Here is a 23,579-nt window from a genome sequence, read left to right as displayed (position 1 = left end):
ATGGTGCGCCCCGAGGGAGATAACGCGTATGTCGATTCGTCAGCGATTTCGCTTGGGAATGTTGACGGTGGCGCTCCTGGGGGGATGGACCGCGTCCGCGACCACGCAGCTTCGCGTGGACGTGACGCAGCTCTCCCAGGAAGCGGATGCCGTCGTTCATGGCGTCGTGCGCCGCGTGGAGAGCCGCTGGAGCGGGGATGGTCGGCGCATCGTCACCGACATCGAGGTCCAGGTGACCGACCCGCTCAAGGGCCAGCCGGGCAACACGGTGCTCGTCACGCAGCCCGGAGGCGAGGTGGGCGACGTCGGCCAGACGGTGCATGGCCTGGCGACCTTCAAGAAGGACGAGGAGGTGGTCGTCTTCCTGCGCAAGCGCGGCGCCTCCGCCTTCCGCGTCGCCGGCATGGCGCAGGGCAAGTTCCAGGTGCGCCGCGACGAGGCCGGCAAGCCCGCCATGGTCATCCCCGAGCACTCCGACGCGCTCCTCCTGGACCCCGTCACGCGCAAGCCCACGACGGCCACGCAGAAGCCCCGGACGCTGGAGGAGCTGAAGGCCACCGTGCGCGCCGCGCTGAAGAAGGGGTCCACGCCGTGATGCCCGTGGCCACGCTGCTCACGCTGATGGCCGTCGGTCAGTTCGACCCGTACGTGCGCAGCCGGGTGACGGCGGGAGACCCATCCACCCAGGCGCTGTACTGGACGGTGCCGCTCGTCACCTGGAGCCTGAATCGCGACGGCAACCCCGTCACGCCGGGGGAGACCGAGTTCCAGGCCATCCGCGCCTCCTTCCAGAGCTGGCAGGACATCTTCACCTCCTGCGGCAACCTGTCGCTGCGGGAGGGGCCGCTGGTGGACTCGCGGGAGGTGGGCTACCTGCGCGGCAAGACGAACCACAACGTGGTGCTCTTCCGCACCCAGAACTGCAGCGGGCTGGTGCAGTCGACCGACCCCTGCTGGAAAGAGGAGACGTGCGCGAACCAGCACGACTGCTGGGATGACGACGACGGCACGCTCGCCATCACCCTCACCACGTACGACAAGCGCTCGGGCATCATCTACGACTCGGACATCTCCTTCAACGCGAGCCGGTACTTCTTCACCGCGGTGGACGGGCCTCCGTGCACGGCGCAGGGGCAGAGCAACTGCGTCGCCACCGACGTGCAGAACACCGCCACGCACGAGATTGGCCACTTCATCGGGTTGGACCACACGCGCGTGACGGGCTCGACCATGTTCCCGAGCGCGCCGCCGGGCGAGGTGTCCAAGCGCGAAATCGACCCGGGCTCGCGCGACTTCGTCTGCGACGTCTATCCGAAGGGCAAGCCCAGCCAGTCCGACTTCCACCCGGCGATGGACACGCTGGTGGGCGGCCCCGTGGGCGACAAGGGCTGCTCCGCGACGGGCGCCACCGCGACGTCGATGGGGCCGGCGCTGCTCGCGTGGGCGTGGCTGCGTCGGCGCAGGCGCGGCGCGGCGGAGGGCCGCCCGTGAGAAGGCCCCTGGTGCTCGCGCTGACGCTCGTCGCCAGCGCGCCCGCCGTGGCTCAGGACACGTATCCCTACCGCCGCACCACGGCGAACGGGAACGGCCGCATGTGTCTGGTCTGGCCCGCCCCCGAGTACGTCTACCACCTGGATGCCGCCGGCAGCGCGCGCACGCCGGGCGACACGGAGGTGGCCGCCATCGAGGCCTCCTTCGAGTCGTGGCGGCGCGTGGCCGCGACGTGCAGCGACTACACGTTCCGCCGGGGCAGGGATTGGGAGGGGAAGGTGGAGGTGGGGTACGTGAAGGAGGACCCCGCGTCCAACTACAACATCATCACCTTCCGTGAGACGTACTGCTTCGACGTCGCCCCTGAAGACGACGCGTGCTGGACGGAGATGACCTGCGGCAACAAGTACGCGTGCTGGGACGAGGACTCGCGCACGCTGGCCATCACCATCTCCTCCCACGGCGTCGAGAGCGGGCGGGTGTGGGACGCGGACATCGAGGTCAACGCGGCGGGGTACCTCTTCACCACGGTGGACGCTCCGCCGTGCGTGGAGGGCTCCGAGTCCGTCGACTGCGTGGCCATGGACCTGCAGAACACCATGACGCACGAGATTGGCCACGTGGTGGGGCTGGACCACGTGCCCTATCCGGGCGCGACGATGGAGCGCACCGCGCCGCTCGGTGAGACGCAGAAGCGCATCATCGACGCGGGCTCCGCCGAGGGCTTCTGCTCCATCTACCCGAAGGGGCTGCCGCCCAATCAGTGCATCATGAAGAACACGGGGCTGGCCCTCTTGGGAGACGGGCGCGGCACCGGCTGCGCCTCGGCGCCGGGCGCCGTCGTGGCCGGAGGCTGGCTGGCGGCGCTCGCGCTACTGCGTGCACGGCGGCGGCGCGGCTGAGGCCCGAGACAGGAGCGCCGCCCTTGCCGGAAGACCGGGGGCGGCGCTCACGTCCTCGAAGGGCCTGACGGACTTCAGCGGCGCGGAGCCACCAGGCGCATGCTGAAGGTGTAGTCCACGTTCACCGGATGGCCCTGGTAGATGACGGGCTTGTAGGTGCGCGACTGGAGCGAGTCCAACACGGCCTTCTCCATGTACGGCACCGTCTTGATGACGCGGCACTTCTCCACGCGGCCCTTGGTGGTGATGGTGCAGCGGGTGATCATCACACCCTCCGCCTTCGCCGCCATCGCCTCGCGCGTGTAGATGAGGTCCTTGCTCTGGTCGATCATCTCCGGCCGGGGCATGTCCTCGTTGTAGGGCAGCACGTCGCCGCGCGCGGAGGCCAGCGCCGCCGTGGGCAGCACGGGCACCGTCAGTCCACCCGACACGCCCTTGGCCTGCGTGGCCGCCGCCGCGCCCACCGCGCCCGCCGTGGGGGGAACGGCCGGCTCCGCGGGCGCCTGCGTGGGCGCGAGCATCACCGGCGCGGACATGCCCCCGGGCGTGGCCACGGGCTCGGGCACGTCGACGTCATCCGAGGACGACGAGGAGGCGGTCGCCACCTCCACTCCGCCGCCCCGGCCGCCGCGGCGCTTCTGCAGCTTCTGCGACAGCACCACGTCACCGGAGCCGCCCGTGACGACGGTCTCCATCTGGTAGCCCTCGAGCGCGAACGTCAGCTCGACGGTGATGGTGCCATCCTCACCCGGCGGCAGCTCCAGGGTGAACGGCGTCACGCCGCGCTCCTTGCCCCGGTAGAACACGCGCGCGCCGCTGGGCTGGCTCATCAGCTTGAAGCGGACCTTCTGGTTGCCCGCGGGCGTGGGCGCCGCCTGCGCCGCGGGAGCCACCTGCGCCGGCGCCTGCGCGACGGCGGCGGGCGTCGGCTCGGCGGGCTTGGGCGTCTCCTTGTTGCCCATGAAGAGCACCGCGCCGCCCGCGATGAGGCCGGCCACCACCACGCCGCCGAGCCCGCCCATGAGCAGCGTGCGCTGCCGGGCGCGCTGCACCGCCACCGGCACCTCGACGCTGATGTCCACGGCGAGGGTGTCACCCGACTCGGTGGACGCGCTGCCGACGCTGGAGAACAGCGGAGAGGGGTAGGGGCCCGTCGTCGTCGCGCCGCCGGGGCGCTTGAAGATGCCGCTGTTGCCGCCCGCGGACATGCTCGCCTCGCGCAGGCCCTCCAGCATCTCGTCCATCGTCTGGAAGCGGCGCGCCGGGTCCTTCTCCAGGCAGCGGCGCACCACGCCCTCGATTTCGGGCGGAATCGCGAGGTCCGGACGCAGCTGCTGGAAGGTGGGCGGGGCTTCCTTGTAGTGGGCGAAGATGAGCTCGATGTGGTCGCGCGCGATGAACGGCGGCCGGCCCATCAGCATCTGGAAGAGGACGATGCCCAGCGAGTACACGTCGCTGCGCGCGTCCGTCGCGTTGCGCGCCTGCTCGGGCGCCATGTACTGCGGCGAGCCGAGGAACGTGCCGTTCTGGGTGATCTCCGGGGAGATCTGCCCCTCCTGCGGCGCCGCCACCGACTTCACGAGCCCGAAGTCCAGGACCTTCACCAGGTCCTGATCCTGCTCGTTGAGCAGCATGATGTTGGCGGGCTTCAGGTCGCGGTGGACGATGCCCAGGCTGTGCGCCTCGCGCAGCGAGCGGCAGATCTGCTGCGCGATGGCCACCGAGCGCGACCAGGACAGCGGCCCCACCTGCCCGAGCACCTGGGCCAGCGTGCGACCGTCCAGGTACTCCATGGCGATGTAGAAGATGCCGTCGTCCGTCTGGCCATAGTCGATGACGGTGACGGTGTTGGGATGGCGCAGCTTCGACGTCAGCGACGCCTCGCGCAGGAAGCGCTTCTGGAAGCCTGGATCCCTGCTGCTGGGGAAGCTGGGGTTGAGCACCTTGAGCGCGACCACTCGCTCCAGGGGGGCCTGCAGGGCGCGGTAGACCTTGCCCATTCCTCCGACACCCAGGGGCTCCAGGATGCTGAAGCGGCCGTTCAGGGTGCGACCGATGAGCGGATCCGCGCCCGGCGCGCCAGGCGTCTCGGGGTTCGGCGAGTCGCCCTTGATCATTCGTACCCCCTGACAACAAGCAACATGGATTCTCCAGGAGTGTGCCGGGTCCGCATCAAACCATATCTTCACTTCCGGACGCACTCCCCGCCTGGCGGACACCCGACCTGTCGAGGCGGCTGAGGACACACATCCGCCGCGTCCTATGGGGGACGGTCAGTTTGACCCCGCATTGACGGTTATTCCTGGCCCGGACTAGCGTGAGTCGACCCGCGCGCCAGGGCTGAAGCGGGCGGGGCCGTCCCCATGGCAGACACCCCCAACAACCCCGTGGACACACAGGTGCGCCGGGCCTCCGTCGAGGAGCGACTGGGTGCGCTGGAGCTCGAGCAGGCGCGGCTGCGTCAGGAGTTGATCTCCCTGTCGGGAGAGCTGCGACTGCCGGGGCTCTTCCTCACCCTGGACGCGGCGGGCACCAGCGCGCTGCTCGCGGCGGACGCCGTGCAGGAGGTGGTGCGATTGGTGGAACTGGAGCCGCTGCCGGGGGCGCCGCCCCATGTCGCGGGCACCTTCATCTATCGAGGCAACCCGGCCGTCGCGGTGGACCTGGCGGTGCTGCTGGGCGTGACGCGGCAGCCGGAGCTGGATGCGCACCTGGTCATCTGCAAGGGCGCGCGCCCGGTGGCCGTGCTGGTGGACCGTGTCAGGGATCTGGTGGAGGCGCCCACGTTGGTGGAGGGCACTCCCGATGGCACGGTGACTTTGCCGTGGGACCGGACGGGGTTGATGGCGGGCCTGTGCCGGACGCCCGAAGGGGTGCGGCCGTTGCTGCGCGTCTCGGCGGTGTTGGTGGGGTCGGAGGGGGCGTGAGCGAGGCCGTCCTCGATGACGCGACGCTCATCCAGGTGGAGGAGGTCCTCCGGGCCGCCTGCGGCCTGACGCTCGCGCACAGCCTGCGGCGCACGTTGGAGACGGCGCTCGCGCGCTCGTCGGAGGCGCGGGGCCTTGCGCCCGCGTCGTTCCTGCGCGGGCTGTTGCGCCGCGACGCGCAGGCGGTGGAGACCTTCATCGAGCACGCCGTCATCGGCGAGACGTACTTCTTCCGTCACCCCGAGCACCTGCGCACGCTGGCGCGGCTGGCCGTGCCGCCGGCGGGGCCGTTCTTCCAGGTGTGGAGCGCGGGCTGCGCCACGGGCGAGGAGCCGTACAGCATCGCCATGGCGTTGCTCGCGGCGGGCGTCCCCGAGGGCCGCTTCCGGGTGCTCGCCACGGATGTGTCCAACCGGGCGCTGGACCGCGCGCGCGCGGGGCTCTACGGCCCGTGGTCGCTGCGGCACATCGAGCCTGAGCTGGAGCGCCGCTACCTGGAGCCGCAGGGCGATCAGCTCTCCGTCGTCGCGCAGGTTCGCCGCTCGGTGGAGTTCCGCCGCCACAACCTGGCCAACGAGCCGCCGCCCGTGAGCGCGCCGAGCGCCATCTTCTGCCGCAACGTCCTCATCTACTTCCCGCCCGAGCTGGTGCGCCAGGTGCTCACGCACTTCGTCTCCGTGCTCGCGCCGGGCGGGCTGTTGTTCGTGTCGCCCGCCGAGGTGCCGCTCACCAACGGGCTGGGGCTGGAGACGGTGGATGCCGAGGGCAGCGTGGCGTTGAGGGTGCCGCCTCCGGGTTGGACGCGGCCCGCGCCGCCCACGCCCCGGGCCGTGCGCGACGCGGCCCAGGCGCTGCTTCGCACGGCGGCGCGGGCCGCGGCGCGTCCCTCGGCGCTGGGGGAGGGGGGCTCGACCCAACCGGCGCGCACGCCCTCGGGGACCGAGATGCCCGTCGTGAGCCTGTCCGCCATCGCCACGGGCCCGCACAAACCCCATGGCGCGGGAGAGGCGCGGGGCCCGCAGGCCGTGCCCGCTTCGAGCGGGAGCGCCACGGGGCCCATGGAGCGCGCGCTGGACGCGGCCCGCTCGGGCCGCTTCGAGGAGGCCGAGGCGCTCGCGCGTGAGGCGGCGAAGGCGTTGGTGCCGGAGGCGTACCTGCTGCTGGCCATGGTGGCGGAGGGGCGCGGGGACTTGAACGGCGCGGTGGAGGCGGTGCGCAAGGCGCTGTACCTGGAGCCCCGGTTGGCGCTCGGCCACGCGACGCTGGTGGCGCTCTACGGACGCATGGACCGGCCCGAGGACGCGGAGCGCGCGCGACAGAACGCGCTGCGCTCGCTCGACGGGCTGGATGATGAACACCCGCTGCGTGGGGTGGAGACGATGACCGCCGGCGGCCTGCGACAGGCCCTGGTACCCAGAACTCAGGCTGGATGGCAGGGCGCGCGCTAGCGGCGCGCTTTCGCCCGTGGGAGTCAACGTGGACCTCGAGAAGACGAAGCTGACGCTGCCAGGGCTGCTCGCGATGGGCCGCCTCAGCCTGCGCTTCAAGATTGTCGCCGTCACGGGCGTGACGGGCGTGCTCGTGGCGGGCATCCTCGTGCTCGCCTTCTGGATGCAGATGAGCAACGCGCAGCGGGAGGACTTGTCCCGGCGCTCGCACGCGGTGAGCGAGGAGCTGGCGAAGACGCTCACGCCCATGCTGTCGGCCAGCCCGGACGCCAGCCGCCTGCAGTCCACGGCGCACGGTGTCCTGCGCCACGTCCCGGACGTGGCCTACGTGCTGGTCCGCGACGCGAAGGGCGAGCTGCTCGCGGAGGTCGCCGCGGAGCGCTTCGCGGGCGCGGATCAGCCGTCCGCCGAGGGAGACACCGCGGTGGAGCGCCGGCTGGTCATCAACGACGAGGCGGTGGTGGAGTCCTCCACCCCCGTGGTGGCGCCGCAGGCAGGCGCCTCGCGCCGGGTGGGCACCGTGCAGGTGGCGCTCCACGAGGAGGCGCTCACCAACGCGCTGCGAGGCACCACGCGCTTCACGTTGGTGCTCGGCGTCTTCATCCTGGCCGCGTGCCTGGTGGCGTCGTGGTTCTTGTCCGGGCTGCTCGTCGTGCCGCTGGAGCGACTGTCGCACGCGGCGGCGGGAATCGCCGGGGGCAACCTGCGCCAGCGCTTCGACACCGAGGCCAACGACGAGATTGGCGCGGTGTCGCGCAGCTTCGCGGCCATGTCGGAGGGGCTCGCGCACCTGCTCGAGGACCTGAAGGGCGCGGCGGCGGAGATGGAGAAGGAGGCGGCGGGTGTGCTGACGACGTCCTCGCAGCAGTCCGCCATGGCGCACCAGCAGGCGTCCGCCATCAGCGAGACGAGCACCACGGTGGCGGAGATTGCCCAGACCTCCAAGCAGGCCACGGCCTACGCGGACTCGGTCATCTCCCAGACGCAGAAGTCGGAGACGCTCAGCGCCGAAGGCCAGAAGGTGGTGTCGGAGAGCGTGTCCGGCATGGAGAAGCTGGGCGAGCAGGTGAAGGCCATCGCGCTCTCCATCACGGATTTGAACGAGCGCACGCTCCAGATTGGCGACATCATCAGCACGGTGAAGGACGTGGCCGAGCAGTCGAACCTGCTGGCGCTCAACGCCTCCATCGAGGCGGCGAAGGCGGGCGAGCACGGGCGGGGCTTCGCGGTGGTGGCCACGGAGATGCGCACGCTGGCGGAGCAGTCCCGGCTGGCCGCGGAGCAGGTGCGCGGACTTCTCAACGAAGTGCAGAAGGGAACGCGCGCGGCCGTCACGGCCACGGAAGAAGGCAGCCGCCGGGCGCAGGCGGCGATGGAGCTGGCGCGCGGCGCGGGCAACGCCATCCTCGGACTGTCCGAAGTCATTCGCGAATCGTCCGGTGCGGCGCGACAGATCGCGGGCAATACCCGGCAGCAGACGATTGGCGTGGAGCAGATCGCCGCGGCGATGGGCGAGCTGACGTCGGCCATGGGAGACTCCGTCATCGGGACGCGACGCATCGAACAGGTGGCTGGAAACCTGACCAATCTCTCGAAGCGCTTCTCGGACCTGGTGGGTAGGTACCAGCTATGAATGTGAATGTGGCGACGGAACGAAAGTCCTTGAAGGTCCTCATCGTGGAGGACACGAAGACCATCACCAATCTGCTCCAGGTCTACCTGATGGGCTGGGGCCTGGAGTTTGTCGACGCCCCCAACGGAGCGGTGGGGCTGAACAAGGCGCGCGAGTACAGGCCGGACCTCATCATCTCCGACGTGCAGATGCCGGAGATGGACGGCTTCGCCCTGTGCGCGGCGGTGCGCGCCGACTCCAACCTGCATGACACGCCCTTCATGCTGCTCACCTCCCTGAAGGACGACGCGAGTCGCAAGAAGGGACAACTGGTGGGTGCGAGCGCCTTCCTCAACAAGCCGGTGTCGGTGGACGACCTGCGCTCGAAGGTGCGTGACATGTTGAAGCTGCCCGCGACGAAGTGACGAGCCCATGCCGGGTGACGAGGTCAAGGTGAGCAAGGACTCCACGGGGCCCAGGCCCCAGCTCGGGACGACCGGGGTGAGCGTGGACAAGCGCCGCGAGGTGCTCGGCGCGCGCGCGCGCGCCCTGGCCGAGTCTCGTCACGAGGAGCATCAAGAGGTGCTGTCCGTGCTCGCCTTCCAGGTGGGAGGGGAGCGCTACGCGGTCCGAATCGAGCACGTGGACCATGTGCTCGAGGCGCGTGGCATCTCCTCGCTGCCCGGGGCGCCGCGGCACGTGCTGGGCGCGCTGGCCAGCCGCTCGCGCGTGGTGCCGGTGCTGGACCTCCGCCAGCTGCTGGGGCTGGAGGGCGGCGGCATGTCGGACCTGGGCAAGATCGTGGTGGTGGAGGTGGACGAGGAGTGCTTCGGCCTGGCGGCGGAGACGGTGGAGGGGCGTAAGGAGTTGCCGAAGTCGGAGCTTTCGCAGCCCCCGCCGGGACCCTTCCTGTACCTGACTCCGGACCGGCTGACGGTGCTGGAGCTGGAGCAGCTCGGGGGCCCGGCCGCGGGACGGCAGGCGCAGGAATAGGGGCGCGACATGGATCCGCAGCTCTTGCGCAGCATCTGGCCGGTCTTCTCCGCGGAGACGCGTGAGCAGATCCAAGCCATCGGAGCGAAGGTGCTCGGGTTGGAGGGCCCCTCGAACGAGCGCGAGGCGGACCTCCTGCCCTCGCTCAAGCGATTGGTGCACAGCCTCAAGGGCTCGGCGGCGAGCCTGGGGCTCGACGACATCGAGCAGGTGGTGCACGCCATCGAGGACGGGCTGGCCCACATCCGCACGGATGACGGCCTTCCTCGCGACGCGGTGGAGTCCATGCTGCGCGGCCTGTCCGGCATCGAGGCCGCCATGGCCCGGGGCGACGCGGGACAGGCGCCCCAGGTGGATGGCCTGGCCGGGCTGCTCAAGTCGCTGGGCCGCGACGTGGTGCTGCCCGAGTCGGCCGCGGTGCTGTCCGGGCTCGCGGCGAAGGGGCTGGAGGCGCTGGAGTTCCTGGAGGCCGCGCTCGGCGCGCTGTGCTCGCCGGACGTGCCGGACCGCGCGGCCGTGGTGCGCAAGGCGATGGAGCGGGCGCGCGGGCTGAAGGTGCAGGCCCTGGAGGCCGGCTCCGCGCGGCTGGCCACGCTGTCCGAGGCCGCCGCGCTGGGGTTCGCGCGCATGGAGCCGGGAGGCGACGCGGCGAGTCTCGCGGCCTCCGAGGTCGCGGGCACGCTGGTGGACCTGCGCGGACAGCTCGAGCACGAGCGGCCGCCGCAAGCGGTGGCGCGCGCGGTGGAGACGTTGCGCGCGGTGCCGGTGGCCGTGGAGAACGGCGCGTCCGGTGCGCAGCAGGCGCCCGTGCAGCAGGAGGCCCGGGCCTCGACGGACCACACGGTGCGCGTGGCGGTGAAGACGCTGGACTCGCTGGCGCTCCAGGTGGAGCTGCTCGTGGCGGGGCGCTCCCAGCAGGCGCGGCGCTCGGAGAGCTACCGCGCGTTGTCGGATGGGACGCACGAGGTGCTGCGTCAACTGGAGCGCGCCGCGTCGGAGCTGACGCTCGCGGGAGGCGGTGGCGCGGCGCTGGATTCACTGCGCTCGGGCGTGACGTTGATGCGGAGCATGCAGAAGCGCTTGCTGGAGGTGTCGCGCGAGGCGCACCGGGACAGCGAGCAGCTCGCGCTGGTGGCGCAGGTGGCGCGCGATGACCTGCGGGACCTGCGCATGGTGCCCGCCTCGCAGCTGCTGGAGCCCTTGCGTCGCACCGTGCGCGAGGTGTCCGCGCGGCTGAACAAGGACGTGGCGCTGGAGCTGGCGGGCGGCGAGGTCCGGTTGGACCGGCGCATCCTGGATGCGCTCAAGGACCCGCTGCTGCACCTGGTGCGCAACGCCATCGACCATGGGCTCGAGACGCCGGACGAGCGCCGCCAGGCGGGCAAGTCCGAGACGGGGCGGCTGACGGTGCGCGTGGAGCCCCGGGGCGCGCGCATCGCCGTGGTGGTGGAGGACGATGGTTACGGGCTGTCTCCCGAGCGCGTGAGGGCCACGGCCGTGCGCCGGGGCCTGTTGACGGAGGACGCGGCCGCGAAGCTGTCCGACGCGCAGGCCGCGCGGCTGGTGTTCCAGCCGGGCTTCTCCACGCGTGAGCAGGTGACGGCGACGTCGGGCCGGGGCGTGGGGCTGGACGTGGTGCAGGCCACGGCGGCGCGGCTCCAGGGTTCGGTGGATGTGGAGTTCTGGGCCGGGCGGGGGACGCGCTTCACCGTGGACCTGCCGCTGACGCTGGCCGCGGCGCTGGGGCTGCTGGTGCGCACGGGCACGACGGTGTCCGCGATTCCGTCCGACAGCGTGGAGCGCGTGATGCGCCTCACGCCGGACGACGTGGGCACGGTGGCCGGGCGCGTGGTGGCGCGTGTGGATGGCTCGCAGCTCACGTTCCTCCCGCTGGCGGAGGCCATCGGGCTGCCCCGGCTGCCGCTCGCCATCGAGTCGGGCCGCGTGCAGACGGCGGCGCTGGTCGTCGTGGGTGGGGACAAGGTGCTGTACGCCATCGACGAGGTGGTGGGGCAGCAGGAGATTGTCGTGCGCTCGCTGGGCAAGCATCTGCAGAGCGTGCGGCATCTGGCCGGCGCGGCGGTGCTGGATGACGGACGCGTGGTGCCGGTGCTCAACGCGCCGGAGCTCGTGCGCGCGGCGAGGCCGGAGACGCGCTCGATGGCGACGGAGTCGCGTCGTCCGCGCATCCTCGTGTGCGACGACGCGCTCACGACGCGCTTCGCGATGAAGTCGTTGCTGGAGATCGCCGGCTTCCCGGTGGTGACGGCGGCGGACGGCGAGGAGGCCTGGGGCATCCTGGAGCGCACGTCGTGCCAGCTCGTGGTGAGCGATTGGCAGATGCCCCGGTTGGACGGCGTCGGGCTCGCGCGGCGCATCAAGTCGCACCCGACGCTGCACTCCACGCCCATCATCCTCGTCACCTCGCTCGACAGCCCCGAGGACCGCGCCGCGGGACTCGAGGCGGGCGCGGATGGCTACCTCGTCAAGCGCGAGGTGGAGCGCGGCAGGCTGCTGGAGCTGGTGCGACAGCTCCTGCCCGCGAACGCGGCGTAGCGGCTCGAGTCGCGGAATCGGCTTCGGTGCCCTGTCCCGACCCGTGGCGGTGAGCCCCGCGTCGGAATGGAAAGGCGCTCATGCCGAGCAGCGGCCGGGGCGTCGCGCCCGGCCGTTCCAGGCAGGCCCGACGCGCGACTCGCGAGATGGTCGGGTGGAGGCGCGATGCTGGGAGCGGGCGGGCCCGCGAATCGCTCAGCCCGTGACGGCGGCGCCGGGAGGTCCGAGCTCCGCCGGAAGTCGCGCGACCCAGCGCGGCTCCTCGTCGGTCGGCACCTCCAGGGTTCCTCCGAGCCGGCGCGTCAGCTCCCTCATCCGTGTGAGGGCCTTGGCCGAGGGAGTCTCTCCGCCCCGAGTCATCGCGAGCACCCGCCAGCTGCTCGTCGGCTCGAACGCCTCGACCTGGAGGTCCATCGCGGTGGCGCGCGTCGACGCGAGCCCGCGCGCCATCGCCCGCATCCAGGTCTCCACCTCGATGCGGGCTCCCTTCACCAGCAGGGGACGCTCCGGCAGCGCCATCGTCACCGTGCACCGTTGCGCGTGTCGCGACGCGGGACCGAAGGCCGTGTGCAACAAGGGCCGCAGGTCCGTGACTGCTCCGCGTCCCAGTCGATGGTCGATGAGCGCCCGCTGGTCTTGCGCCGCGCGCATCATCCGGTCCAGGTAGCGCTGCACCGTCGGGTTCATCGGCCCGGCGATGCCCTTCATCATCATGTCCAGATAGCCCTTGATGACCATCAAGGGAGTCCTGAGGTCATGGGCGGCGTGTGAGCGGCGCTGCTCCCACCGGGCCACCTCGCGCTCCAGCTCCCGGCGCTGGGCCAGCAGCTTCGTATGACGTGCGTTCGCGGCCGACTCCCGCGCACGCACCGCGAGCAGCGCGCTCCCGAAGGCGGACAGCCGTTCGAGCACCGCGCCGTCCGCGCGCTCGGGCCAGACCTTGAGCATCCGTCCACCACCGGACATGGGAAGCGGAATGCCCGTGCCCACGCGTGCCACGCAGACGCGTCCATCGAAGAGCGCCGCGCCGGAGGCCCCCGTCAATCGGAGCGTCTCGCGCAGCAACAACTCCATGCCCGCGTGGGCACCACGGCACAGGGCCCGCTCGGCCACCGCCACGAGCGCCTGTTCCACCCCCGCGTCGACATCCGGGTCGACGCTCCGCCCACTCCGAGCACCCACTTGCACGCGCAGAGGTATGGGCACGGCACCTCCAGGGCGCAACACTGCCCAGGGTGGGCAAACAAGGCGCCGACACCCGGCAATCCTTTACCCATGCTCCTCGGCGACCTCCCGACTTTTTACCGTCCCGCGGGGCGGGATGATCGCCCAAACCCGCTCAACTCCTCGGAGAGCCCCCTTGGCCGGACCCTTGCTAACGGCCTCTGCGACGGGCGGCGGAAGGGACTGATGGGGACTCTCGACTACTACGCGGCAATCGCCAGACTGGCTCCGGGGGCCTTGGCCCTCAGCGCCGTGCGGCGTGTGCAGGGCGTGGCACGGCAGGCGCGATACCGACGGCGTGAGCGCACCGATGAGGTGCGGCTGTTGAGCGCGTTCGGCGTGACTCGCGCGGAGGAGCTGGCCCAGAAGGCGCTCAACAGCCGCACCTCGCGCGCATGGTGCGAGGTGTCCCAGCGCGAGTCCGTGCTCGCCGCGCTCTCCACGATTCGAGGCGCGCGTGAGCGCGCCATCGCACGGGCCCAGGCCGCGCTCCGTCAGGAGTGGGACGTCTTCGGCACGCGCGTCGTCTTCGGCGAGGGCAAGCCGGTGGACTGGTCGCTCGACGTGCTCAGCGGCCACCGCTATCCGCTGGCGCCGGTGGAGCGGATGCCGCTCCTGTCGAAGGGGAATGACCCGAAGTACCCCTGGGTGATGGGGCGGCTCGACAGCGCCATCGCGCTGGCGCAGGGCTACTGGGTGGAGACCTCTCGCCGTGAGCGCTCGCGGCTGGCCTCCGCCTTCGTGATGCAGGTGCTCGACTTCCTCCAGGCCAATCCCGTGGGGCAGGGCGTGCAGTGGTCCTGTGCCATGGAGGTGGCGCTGCGCGGAGCCAACCTGGCGCAGGCCCTGGCCATGTTCGCCGACGCGCCCGAGGTGCGCCGCGCGGAGTTCCTGGTGCCGCTGCTCGGCTCGCTCGCGGACCACATGTCCTGGGTGGAGGCCCACCTCGAGGACCGGGGCGCGGTGCCCAACAACCACCTGGTCTCCAACCACGTGGGCCTGCTCGTCGTCGGCCTGCTGTTCCCGGAGCTGCCCGGCGCCTCGCGCCAGGTGGCGCTGGCGGTGGCCGGCCTGTGCGAGCAGATGTCCGCGCAGGTCCACGTCGAGGGCACCTCCTTCGAGGGCTCCATTCCCTACCACCGTCTCTCGGTGGAGCTGTTCACCCTGGCGCTGCTGGTGGCGCGGGGCGCGGGCGTGGCGCTGGGCACGGCCTACGAGACGCGGCTCAAGCGCATGTTCCACGCGGTGCGCGCGTGGTCCTCCGAGACGGGCCTGGCGCCGCAGATTGGCGACAACGACTCCGGCCGCGTCTTCCCGCTGCGAGACCGCGGCGACCTGGAGCAGGGCTACCTGGTGGGCCTGGGCGCGGCGCTCTTCGGAGACGCGTCCCTGGCGGGCGGCGAGCTCCCGGACGAGGCCGCGTGGCTGCTCGGGCACGTGGGCCTGGAGCGCTACCAGCGCCTGTCACCCGGCGCGGCGCCGCGGTCCATCAGCTTCCCGGAGGGCGGCTTCCACGTGCTGCGCGGCGCGGGCGCCGTCGTCACCGTGAGCGCGGGCAAGCAGGGCCAGCGCGGGGTGGGCGGCCACAGCCACAACGACAAGCTCTCCTTCGAGCTGCACCTGGGCGGCTGTCCCGTCATCGTCGACCCGGGCACGGGCTCGTACACGCGCGACCCGGCGATGCGCAACGCGTTGCGTGGCACCTCCGCGCACAACACCGTGCAGGTGGATGGCGCGGAGCAGGCCACGCTCGACCAGGCCCGGCTGTTCGCGCTGCCCGAGGAAGCCAAAGCGCGCGTGGTGGCCTTCCTTCCTGGCACCACCGTGGACAGATTGCGGGTCCGCCATGATGGTTACCGCCTGCTGCCGGCACCGGTCGGCATCGAGCGCACGTTCCGGTTGGACCGGCGCGAGCGCTCACTGGCGGGGCGGGACTCCTTCATCGGCACCGGGTCTCACGAGGTCATTGGACGCTTTCATCTTCCCGATGAGCAGGCCCGGCGGGTGACGCCGGACGCGCAGGTGCTCGCGCGGGCGCAGCGCGCGGCGGAGGAGCCGCTGGTGTTCGCGCCCGTCGCGGTGGAGCTGGGCCCGGAGGGGGCGCCGCTCGCATGGATTCTGCTGGAAGAGGGCCTGGAGTCGCAGGTGGTGCCCTCGCGCTATTCGCCCGGCTACGGGCGGGTGGTGCCCGCGGTGACGGTGGAGTTCCGGGGGCAGGTGAAGCCTCCGTCGAGTTTGAAGTGGGTCGTGGTCTTCAGGTGAGTGTTCGGGTCGGGGCGTGACCGCTCAGCGGCACGTCGCATCAGGAGAGGTGAGGACGATGAGGGTGATGGTGGGCAGCCCGCTGCTGGAGCGGATTCGTCGGCGGGAGGCGAAGGTCGGTGTGGTGGGGCTGGGGTACGTGGGTCTTCCCCTGGGCATGGCGTTCGCCGAGGCCGGCTTCCCGGTCGTGGGGCTCGATGTCGACAAGCGCAAGCTCGACAAGATCGAGAAGGGCGAGAGCTACATCAAGCACATCCCCAGCGCGCCGCTGGCGGAGCTGACGAAGGCGGGCAAGCTGAAGGCCACCGGGGACTTCTCCCGGTCCAAGGAGCTGGACTGCGTCATCATCTGCGTGCCCACGCCGCTGACGGCCTCGCGTGAGCCGGACATGAGCTACATCATCCAGACGGGTGAGTCGCTCGCGCCGCACGTGCGCCGCGGTCAGCTCTTCATCCTGGAGTCCACCACGTACCCGGGCACCACCGAGGAGGTGCTCAAGCCGATCCTGGAGAAGAACGGCCTCAAGGCGGGCGTGGACTTCCACCTGGCCTTCAGCCCCGAGCGCGAGGACCCGGGCAACAAGAGCTTCAACACCAAGACGATTCCGAAGATCGTCGGTGGCTACTCGCCCGAGTGCTCCGAGGTCGCGGCGGCGCTGTACGGCAGCGCGCTGAAGGAAGTGGTGCCGGTGTCCTCCACGCGCGTGGCGGAGCTCGCCAAGCTGCTGGAGAACATCTACCGCTGCGTCAACATCGCCATGGTCAACGAGATGAAGATGCTCTGCGACCGCATGAACGTGGACGTGTGGGAGGTCATCCAGGCCGCCAGCACCAAGCCCTTCGGCTTCCAGCCGTTCTACCCGGGCCCGGGTCTGGGCGGTCACTGCATCCCCATCGACCCGTTCTACCTGACGTGGAAGGCGCGCGAGTACGAGTTCCACACCAAGTTCATCGAGCTGGCCGGCGAGGTGAACTGGCAGATGCCGTACTACGTGGTGCAGCGCACCATGGAGGCGCTCAACAAGGCGAAGAAGACGCTCAACGGCGCGAAGGTGCTGTGCCTGGGCGCGGCGTACAAGAAGGACATCGACGACATGCGCGAGAGTCCGTCCCTGCGCATCATGACGCTGCTGGCGGAGAAGGGCGCGGAGCTCAGCTACCACGACCCGTACGTGCCGGAGCTGCACAAGGGCCACGGCTTCAACATGGAGATGAAGTCCGTCCCGCTCGAGCCGGAGAAGCTCGGCGAGTACGACGCGGTCCTCATCCTCACGGACCACACCAACATCGACTACGCCGCCGTGGTGGCCAACGCGACGTGTGTGATTGACACGCGCAACGCCACCAAGGGCGTGCCCCAGGGCCGCGAGAAGGTGACGAAGGCGTAAGGCAGACGAGCCTGGGCCCGGAAGTCGACCCTCCGGGCAGGGGTTCGCGACTCCAGGTGTCGGGAGGGGCACCTGGAGTCAGCGGACCTGCTCGTCTTGCGGGGTGGTTTGGGTACAGTGGGGGGCGTGACAGCCCTCACCCGACCCGTTCTCCCCCTGCTGGTGGCCTCGGCCATGTTGCTGGCGGCGGCACCCGCGCAGACCGACTCGCGCCAGGTGCTCCTCGACGCCATGTCGAGCGAGCTTTCGCGCAACCAACAACAGCTCAAGCTGCAGAGCCACGAGCCACCGTACTTCATGAGCTACCAGCTCAAGGACTACGAGCAGGAGGTCGTGGCCGCGCGCTTTGGCGCCATCTTCATGGACGACGGCTACCGGGAGCGGCGGCTGTACGTCGACGCCCGCGTGGGCGACTACGCCTTCGACAGCTCCGTCGCGGAAGGGCTGGAGTTCTCCTTCTCCACCAAGGGCACCAGCTACACGGCGCGCAAGGAGGGGCCGCTGGATGACTCGCCCCTGGCGCTGCGCACGTCGCTGTGGCTGCTCACGGACGAGAAGTACAAGTCCGCGCTCTTCCAGTTCCTGAAGAAGAAGGGCGAGGACGTGTACTCGGTGGAGGACCCGAAGCGGCCCGCCTCCTTCACGAAGGAGAAGCCGAGCACCTTCGTCCAGCCGCCGGTGGCCCGTCCGTTCGACCGGGCGCGCTGGGTGAAGGTGGCGCGCGAGGTGTCCGCGCAGTTCAACGCGCATCCGGAGCTGTTCGACTCGGAGGTGCGCATCACCGCCGACAAGGTGACGCGGCTGTTCGTGTCCACGGAGGGCACGCGGCTGGTGACGGAGGAGACGCTGTACGGGCTCCACGTCTCCGCGGTGACGCGGGCGCCGGACGGACAGCTGCTGGATGACTCGCGGGACTTCTACGCGCCCACGGAGGCGGGGCTGCCGGACGACGAGCGCATCCGTCAGTCCGCGGCGAAGGTCATCGAGGAGCTGCTGGCGCTGCGACAGGCGCCGGCCATCGACCCGTACACGGGCCCCGCCATCCTCGCGCCCGAGGCCTCCGGCGTGCTCTTCCACGAGACGGTGGGCCACCGGCTGGAGGGAGACCGGCAGGACGGCGACAACGAGGGGAAGACCTTCAAGGGGCAGGTGGGCAAGCTGGTGCTGCCCTCATTCCTGTCCATCCATGATGACCCTTCGCAGCGCTCGCTCGCGGGGGAGCCGCTCAACGGCTACTACCTCTACGACGAGGAGGGCGTGAAGGGGCAGCGGGTGACGCTGGTGGAGAAGGGCGTGCTGCGCAACTACCTGCTGGGACGCCGGCCGGTGGAGGGCTTCCTCCGGTCGAACGGGCACGGTCGCAGCCAGGGCACGCTCAAGCCGGTGGCGCGCATGGCGAACCTCATGGTGGAGAGCACGCGTCAGGTGAGCGACGAGAAGCTCAAGCAGATGCTCATCGACGAGGCGAAGAAGCAGGGCAAGCCGTACGGCCTCATCATCCGCGACATCACCGGTGGCAACACGAACACGTCCAGCTATGGCTACCAGGCCTTCAAGGGCGTACCGCGCATGGTGTACCGGGTGGACGTGAAGACGGGGAAGGAGACGCTGGTGCGTGGCGTGGAGATCGTCGGCACGCCGCTGTCCGCGGTGAACCGCATCATCGCCACGGGGCAGAAGCGCGGCATCTTCAACGGCTTCTGCGGCGCGGAGAGCGGGAACGTGCCGGTGTCCACGGTGGCGCCGGCGGCGCTGCTGCAGGAGATCGAGCTGCAGCGCGCGGTGGAGGGCAAGGACCGTCCGCCCCTCCTCCCGAGCCCCGCGGCGCAGCAGGCTCCGCCGCCCGCCGCGAAGCCCTGAGTCACGCCGATGCGGGGGGCCACGAAATGCGCTTCTGGCGGTGGCGTGCGTGCCTTCAAGCCTCGGCCATGGGGGAGGGGGGCGCTCGCGGCGTGTCTCCTCCTGCTCGCGAGTCTCGTGGCGGGCGACGCGGGTGCCGAGCCCGTGGCGACCGGGGACGCGTGGCTGGAGCTGGCGCACGATGACAGGCTCAGCCAGGACGGATTCTGGGCGCTCGTCTCCGTGGACTACACGCTGGATGGGCGGACCTTGCCGTCCACGGGGGGCGCGGGTCCTCGACACGTGCTGCCCCTGGGGCTGCGCTGGCTCGACGTGTCGGTGGTGTACGAGGGGCGCTCGTCGGTCTTCTCGTACGTGGATGCGTACCGCTTCGTGATGCGTGGCCGCGTCACCATCGACGCGCGTCCTGGTGACACGGTGCGAGTCACCTCGACGGCCTACGAGCGCGACGGGGTCACCCTGCACTGGCAGCAGCGCCCGGCCTTCATGCTCCTGGGACAGCCTCAGGAGGCCATCGTCGGAATCGAGTACGGCCCCGTGGTGAACACGCCGCTCCCCGACGAAGTGGCCGCGCGTGTCGTCGACGAGGTCCTCGCGGAGGCGCGTCGACTCTCGCCCGAGCGTCCCGCCACCGCGTCCATCGCGGAGGTCGTCGCGCCTGCCGTGTCTTGCGAGCTCGAGCCCGTCTTCTTCGCCTTCTTCGACACCCGGCTCTCGGCGGAAGGGGAGGCCTCGCTGCTGCGCGCGGCGGAGTGTCTCCACCGGGGGCCGCGGCTGCGGGTCCGGCTGCGCGGACACGCGGACATCCTCGGTCCCGAGTCCGTCAACGCCTCGCTGGGCCTGGGCCGCGCGCAGTCCGTGGCCGCGAAGCTCCAGGCGCTTGGCATCGAGGGTGCGCGGCTCGTCCTGGAGACCCAGGGCGCGGACCTGCCTCCGTGCAATGACGGCACCCCGGGGTGCATGGCGCGCAGCCGCCGGGTGGAACTGCTCGTGGAGTCGTCGCCGCCCTGACGCCCAGGCCCTCAGTCCCGAGGGGGGAGGGCCACGGCCATCACCGCGTCGCGCAGGTGCCGGGCATCGAAGGGCTTGGCGAGCACCGGGTTCTTCACTTCCTGGAGGAAGCGCTTGGTCTCCGGCGTGAAGGCGCCGCCGCTGATGAAGACGATGCGCTCGTGCAGGCCCGGCCAGGAGTCGCGGACCGCCTGGTACACGTCCACACCCGTCAGCTCCGGCATCATCAAGTCACACAGGATGACGTCGAAGGCGCTGTCCCCGCGCAGTCGCGCCAGTGCCGCGCGTCCATCCGGCACGGTGACCAGCTCGTGGCCGCGCAACAAGCGCCGCATCAGGTCCAGCACGCGCGGCTCATCGTCCACCACCAGCACCCGTCGGCCCTCGGAGCGGGCGAGGGACTGGAGACTCGGGGCGAGCGGCACGGGGGCCTCGGCGCGCGGCAGGGTGACCTCCACCGTGGTGCCTCGCCCGGGCTCGCTGCGCACGTCGATGCGTCCTCCCAGCGCCGTGACGATGTCGCGGCAGATGGCCAGCCCCATGCCCATGCCCTCACCCGCGCGGCGCGTGGTGAAGAGGGGGTCGAAGATGCGCGGCAGGACGTCTGGAGCGATTCCGCAGCCCGTGTCGGAGACGGCGAGCCGCACCTCGGTGGCGTCGGTGCGCAGGCTCACGGTGATGCGATGCTCGGAGACGTGGCCCTCGGGGATGGCGTGCGCCGCGTTGAGCACCAGGTTGAGCAGCACCTGGCCCAGCTTCGTCGACGTGCCCCGGACCCGAGGCTCGTCCTCGCCGTAGTCCCTCACCACCTGCGCCTTGTGGCGGAGCTGGTTGGCCGCCATCCGCAGCGTGCTCTCGGTGACGGCCTTGAGGTCCACCGGCTCCGTGGCCTCCACCTGCGTGGAGGACAGCGCCTTGAGGTCCGCGACGATGCGCTGGATGCGCAGCGTGCCCTCGAGCGCCTCGTCCAGGACTTGAAGGCACTCCGCGTCCGTCGGCTCGCTGACGTCGGGCAGCCGCTCGCGCAGGTACTCCAGGTTGCCCGTCGCGTACGCCAGCGGGTTGTTGATCTCGTGCGCCAGCCCCGCCGCGAGGATGCCCAGCGACTGCGCGCGCTGCTCGCGCTCCTTCTCCTGCAACAGCTGCGCGTCCCGGCGCTTGCGGTCCACCGCGCTGACCACCACGTGGGCCGTCAGCCGCATCAGGTGCCGCTCCTCGGGCGTCCACTCGCGCGCGGCGTCCACCGAGTCGAAGCCCATCCACCCGAGCAGCCTTCCGGCGAGCAGCAGCGGCGCGGTGATGTACGAGCGCACGCCCAGCAGGGCGCAGACGCGCTTCGCCTCGACGGCCTCGGGCGGCAGCCGGCCCGCGTCCGTCACCGTCACCATGCGCCCCGCGCGCAGCTCATCGAGCGACCAGGGGAAGCCCACCAGCGAGCGGCCGCGGTGCTGCGCGAGCCCATGGGCCTTCATGCCGGGCGAGAACCACTCGTACGCCTCCGACAGGTGCTCGCCGTCTTCCGACAGCAGGGTGACGTAGCCGCGCTGCGCGTCGATGTTCCGTCCCAACACCTCCAGCGCCGCGCGCACCCCCGACTCCAGCTCGTCCGGAGGCAGGTTGAGCAGCTTCTGGGACGTGTCCGTGAGCAGCGACCAGCTCTTGAGCAAGAGCCCCAGCTCCCCACGCATGCGTCGCAGCGCCGCGGCCTCCTGCCGCAACGCCGCGGACGTGCCCTCGGACAGCTCCGGGGCCCGCGCTCCGCTGAGGTTCTCCAGGACGTCGGCGGACCGCTGGAGTCGCTCCAGCAAGGTCCTCGAGTCCGCTGCATCGGCGGACAGCTCCGGGCTGTTCCGCGGCTGCTCCGTCATCGATACCCCCTCCACACTCCCCGCACGGGCTTCCCCAACCCGTCACGTGGATTTCAGTCGCGCCGGAATAATGCCACTGGTTTGTTCTCTGCATCCAGTGTGCAGTTTTGAATATTTCAACCGGGCGAAGGGGGAGGGCTCAGAGGGAGGGAGGGGGCGGGAGCGTGAGGTGGTCCGGGGTGGGGAAGGAGTAGGGGCGGAGCAGGCGGCCGCCCTTGAAGCCGCGCCATTGGACGTAGCGGCGGAAGTCCCGGAGGAAGGCCTCCTGGGACAGGCCCACGGCCTGGGCGAAGGCCTCCGGGAAGTCGGGGCCCTGGCTCATGACGCGCAGGACGCCCCGGGCCACGGGCTCGCCGTAGCGGCGCACCAGGAAGGTGAAGGCGTGGTGGGCGGCGCTGTAGACGATGTCGCTCTCGCGTCGGTAGAGCGAGTCCGCCTGGGCCAGCGGGTCCGCCTGGGGATGGAGGCCGTAGTAGCGGGCCAGGTCCTCCAGGGACGCGGTGCGGTAGCCCTGCTCGGCGGTGTACGAGGCCATGCCCTCGCGGAACCACAGGGGGATGCGCTTGCGCGTCCAGCCCAGCCGGTCCGAGGCCACCTGGTACATCAGGCTGTGGGTGAGCTCGTGCAGGAGCAGCTCGTCCACCTGGGATTGGCTGGCGCCCAGGAGCGTCCACGTGCGCGGGCTCTGCAGTTCAATCTGCTCGTAGCGGGCCCACGCCCTGAGGAAGTCGTGGTTGGGGCGGTTGGCGGCGCGCTCCAGGGCGGCGTGGTTGGGGTGGATGATGATGGAGACCGAGTCATCGAACGTGCCCCAGCGCGCCATCCGGGGCAGGGCGCGCTCGACGGCCAGCCGCACCTGGTCCGCGGCGGCGGTGTCGCGCGGCTGGAACTCGAGGGTGATTCGCGCGCCGCTGGAGGTGGGCAGGGCCGTGGTCTTCGCGAGGGCGCCCGGCGCGGCGGCGGGGGAGATGTCCACCGTGCTGCGGCGCGGGGCCTGACATCCGGCGAGCATGGCCATGAGGGCCGCCCCCACGACGAAGAGGCCCGCTCGTCCCTGTCCGCGCATCCATCCCCTCGTCACGAGCGTCACTCCACTGCCAGCCAGCGCATCACCGTGCGTCCCACGTCGGCGACGGTGGAGAGCGCCTCCACCTCCGGCGATGGAGGCCCGAAGTAGAGCACGGGGACGGGGTGGAGCGTGTGTCCGCGCGTGGACAGGTCCTCCACGTTGCCGTGGTCGCTGCACACCATGAGGCGCGCGTCGGCGGGGCGCGTGGCGAGCACGGCGCGCAGGAAGGCGTCGAAGGTGTCCAGCGCGGTGTGGGCGGCGGTGAAGTCCTGGGCGTGTCCGGCCTCGTCCGCGAGGTAGTGCTCGAAGTAGGTGAAGTCCGCGCCCATCGCCACGCGCCAGAAGATGTCCGCGGCCTGCTCGGGCGTGCGCTCGGGCGCGGGCAGTCCGAAGGCGCGCGCGTGGGCGCCGGTGATGTCGGGCGTGAGGCCGTCCGCCGCGCGTGCGTCCTCCAGCGTGCGCAGCGGCACGTCGCCCGCGGCGAAGGCCAGCTTGGCGGCGGAGGGCTTCATGCGGCGGCGGGCCTCGGGGGGCGGGGTGAACTCCGGGGGCGAGGTGGTGGGGCGCCGGGGGACCTCGAGCGCGTCCAGGTACGCGGCGGGGTAGGCGGTGGCGAACGTGGCCTCACGGCCGGCGGCGCGCAGGCGCTTGACGATGGAGCGCTCGGCGAGCAGCGCGCGCAGGGCCGCGTTGGGGTAGCCCAGCACGTGCTGGCCGAGGAGCGCGGGCGCGGGCTCTCCGGTGAGGATGGCCGTCTGGTTGGAAGCGGACTGGGGCCGACCGGGCACACCGAAGGTCGTGTCCACCGGGATACACAGGCCGCCGTCGGGCAGCGGGGGGCTGGGGGCGTCCTGGAAGCGGGAAAGCAGGTGCTCGCGGTGGGCGAGCGGGTTGATGGCCGGGTCCTTCCGGCCGATGCCCACGCCATCGATGAAGAGGAGCGCGACGCGCACGGCTCGTGACTGTATC

The 23,579-nt window shown here is 71.0% G+C and carries 18 protein-coding genes; 13 read left to right on the top strand and 5 right to left on the bottom strand.

Features of this window, described 5'->3' with window-relative positions; translation table 11 throughout:
- The first annotated feature begins 28 nt into the window (after window positions 1-28).
- The 3 genes from K8625_RS13970 to K8625_RS13960 are packed head-to-tail and all read left to right on the top strand — an operon-like array spanning window position 29 to window position 2,393.
- A complete protein-coding gene (locus tag K8625_RS13970; RefSeq protein WP_223746784.1) occupies window positions 29-595 on the top strand; it encodes a hypothetical protein in 567 nt (188 codons plus the stop codon).
- Entirely contained in the window at window positions 592-1,491 is a 900-nt protein-coding gene (locus tag K8625_RS13965; protein WP_223782995.1) for a myxosortase-dependent metalloprotease, MXAN_2677/MXAN_2678 family, read from the top strand. The genes K8625_RS13970 and K8625_RS13965 overlap by 4 nt, the downstream gene beginning before the upstream one ends.
- Entirely contained in the window at window positions 1,488-2,393 is a 906-nt protein-coding gene (locus K8625_RS13960; protein ID WP_223782994.1) for a myxosortase-dependent metalloprotease, MXAN_2677/MXAN_2678 family, read from the top strand. Before K8625_RS13965 ends, K8625_RS13960 begins: the two co-directional genes overlap by 4 nt.
- A gap of 74 nt (window positions 2,394-2,467) precedes the next feature.
- Here the strand turns inward: K8625_RS13960 and K8625_RS13955 are convergent, their stop codons facing one another.
- Entirely contained in the window at window positions 2,468-4,510 is a 2,043-nt protein-coding gene (locus K8625_RS13955; protein WP_223782993.1) for a protein kinase, read from the bottom strand.
- Between the two features lie 246 nt (window positions 4,511-4,756).
- Between K8625_RS13955 and K8625_RS13950 the strand changes: the two genes are divergently transcribed.
- The 6 genes from K8625_RS13950 to K8625_RS13925 are packed head-to-tail and all read left to right on the top strand — an operon-like array spanning window position 4,757 to window position 11,929.
- Window positions 4,757-5,320, top strand: a complete 564-nt coding sequence (locus tag K8625_RS13950; RefSeq protein WP_074957366.1) for a chemotaxis protein CheW — start codon at window positions 4,757-4,759, stop codon at window positions 5,318-5,320.
- Complete coding sequence (locus K8625_RS13945; RefSeq protein ID WP_223782992.1) at window positions 5,317-6,768, top strand: protein-glutamate O-methyltransferase CheR; 1,452 nt, start codon at window positions 5,317-5,319, stop codon at window positions 6,766-6,768. Before K8625_RS13950 ends, K8625_RS13945 begins: the two co-directional genes overlap by 4 nt.
- Before the next feature lie 28 nt (window positions 6,769-6,796).
- Window positions 6,797-8,401, top strand: a complete 1,605-nt coding sequence (locus K8625_RS13940) for a methyl-accepting chemotaxis protein (RefSeq protein WP_370640331.1) — start codon at window positions 6,797-6,799, stop codon at window positions 8,399-8,401.
- The gene (locus K8625_RS13935; protein WP_141323264.1) at window positions 8,398-8,805 is read left to right on the top strand and encodes a two-component system response regulator; all 408 of its coding nucleotides are present in this window, start codon (window positions 8,398-8,400) and stop codon (window positions 8,803-8,805) included. The genes K8625_RS13940 and K8625_RS13935 overlap by 4 nt, the downstream gene beginning before the upstream one ends.
- Window positions 8,806-8,812: 7 nt before the next feature.
- The gene (locus K8625_RS13930) at window positions 8,813-9,373 is read left to right on the top strand and encodes a chemotaxis protein CheW (protein ID WP_141323265.1); all 561 of its coding nucleotides are present in this window, start codon (window positions 8,813-8,815) and stop codon (window positions 9,371-9,373) included.
- Between the two features lie 9 nt (window positions 9,374-9,382).
- A complete protein-coding gene (locus K8625_RS13925) occupies window positions 9,383-11,929 on the top strand; it encodes a response regulator (protein ID WP_223782991.1) in 2,547 nt (848 codons plus the stop codon).
- Window positions 11,930-12,124: 195 nt separating this feature from the next.
- On the opposite strand, the gene K8625_RS13920 is transcribed toward K8625_RS13925, so the two are convergent.
- Complete coding sequence (locus K8625_RS13920) at window positions 12,125-13,135, bottom strand: histidine kinase dimerization/phospho-acceptor domain-containing protein (RefSeq protein WP_223782990.1); 1,011 nt, start codon at window positions 13,133-13,135, stop codon at window positions 12,125-12,127.
- Between the two features lie 204 nt (window positions 13,136-13,339).
- On the opposite strand from K8625_RS13920, the gene K8625_RS13915 reads away from it, so the two are divergent.
- The 4 genes from K8625_RS13915 to K8625_RS44445 all read left to right on the top strand — a co-directional run bounded on the left by K8625_RS13915 (window position 13,340) and on the right by K8625_RS44445 (window position 19,673).
- Complete coding sequence (locus K8625_RS13915; protein ID WP_223782989.1) at window positions 13,340-15,415, top strand: alginate lyase family protein; 2,076 nt, start codon at window positions 13,340-13,342, stop codon at window positions 15,413-15,415.
- A gap of 67 nt (window positions 15,416-15,482) precedes the next feature.
- Window positions 15,483-16,802, top strand: a complete 1,320-nt coding sequence (locus K8625_RS13910) for a nucleotide sugar dehydrogenase (protein WP_305070650.1) — start codon at window positions 15,483-15,485, stop codon at window positions 16,800-16,802.
- 174 nt (window positions 16,803-16,976) lie between these two features.
- Entirely contained in the window at window positions 16,977-18,662 is a 1,686-nt protein-coding gene (locus tag K8625_RS13905) for a TldD/PmbA family protein (protein ID WP_223782988.1), read from the top strand.
- A gap of 144 nt (window positions 18,663-18,806) precedes the next feature.
- Entirely contained in the window at window positions 18,807-19,673 is an 867-nt protein-coding gene (locus K8625_RS44445; RefSeq protein ID WP_223782987.1) for an OmpA family protein, read from the top strand.
- 11 nt (window positions 19,674-19,684) lie between these two features.
- Here the strand turns inward: K8625_RS44445 and K8625_RS13895 are convergent, their stop codons facing one another.
- The 3 genes from K8625_RS13895 to K8625_RS13885 form a co-directional block, all read right to left on the bottom strand.
- Window positions 19,685-21,541: an ATP-binding protein gene (locus K8625_RS13895; RefSeq protein ID WP_223782986.1), complete on the bottom strand. Its 1,857-nt coding sequence runs from the start codon at window positions 21,539-21,541 to the stop codon at window positions 19,685-19,687.
- Window positions 21,542-21,680: 139 nt separating this feature from the next.
- Entirely contained in the window at window positions 21,681-22,607 is a 927-nt protein-coding gene (locus tag K8625_RS13890; RefSeq protein ID WP_223746795.1) for a hypothetical protein, read from the bottom strand.
- 20 nt (window positions 22,608-22,627) lie between these two features.
- Window positions 22,628-23,563 carry a metalloenzyme gene (locus tag K8625_RS13885; RefSeq protein WP_223782985.1) on the bottom strand — a complete coding sequence of 312 codons (936 nt, stop codon included), beginning with the start codon at window positions 23,561-23,563 and terminating at the stop codon, window positions 22,628-22,630.
- Between the last annotated feature and the right edge of the window lie 16 nt (window positions 23,564-23,579).

The organism is Myxococcus sp. AS-1-15, from assembly GCF_020037055.1.
Lineage (GTDB): Bacteria > Myxococcota > Myxococcia > Myxococcales > Myxococcaceae > Myxococcus > Myxococcus fulvus.
This window is presented reverse-complemented; position numbering and strand designations above follow the sequence as displayed.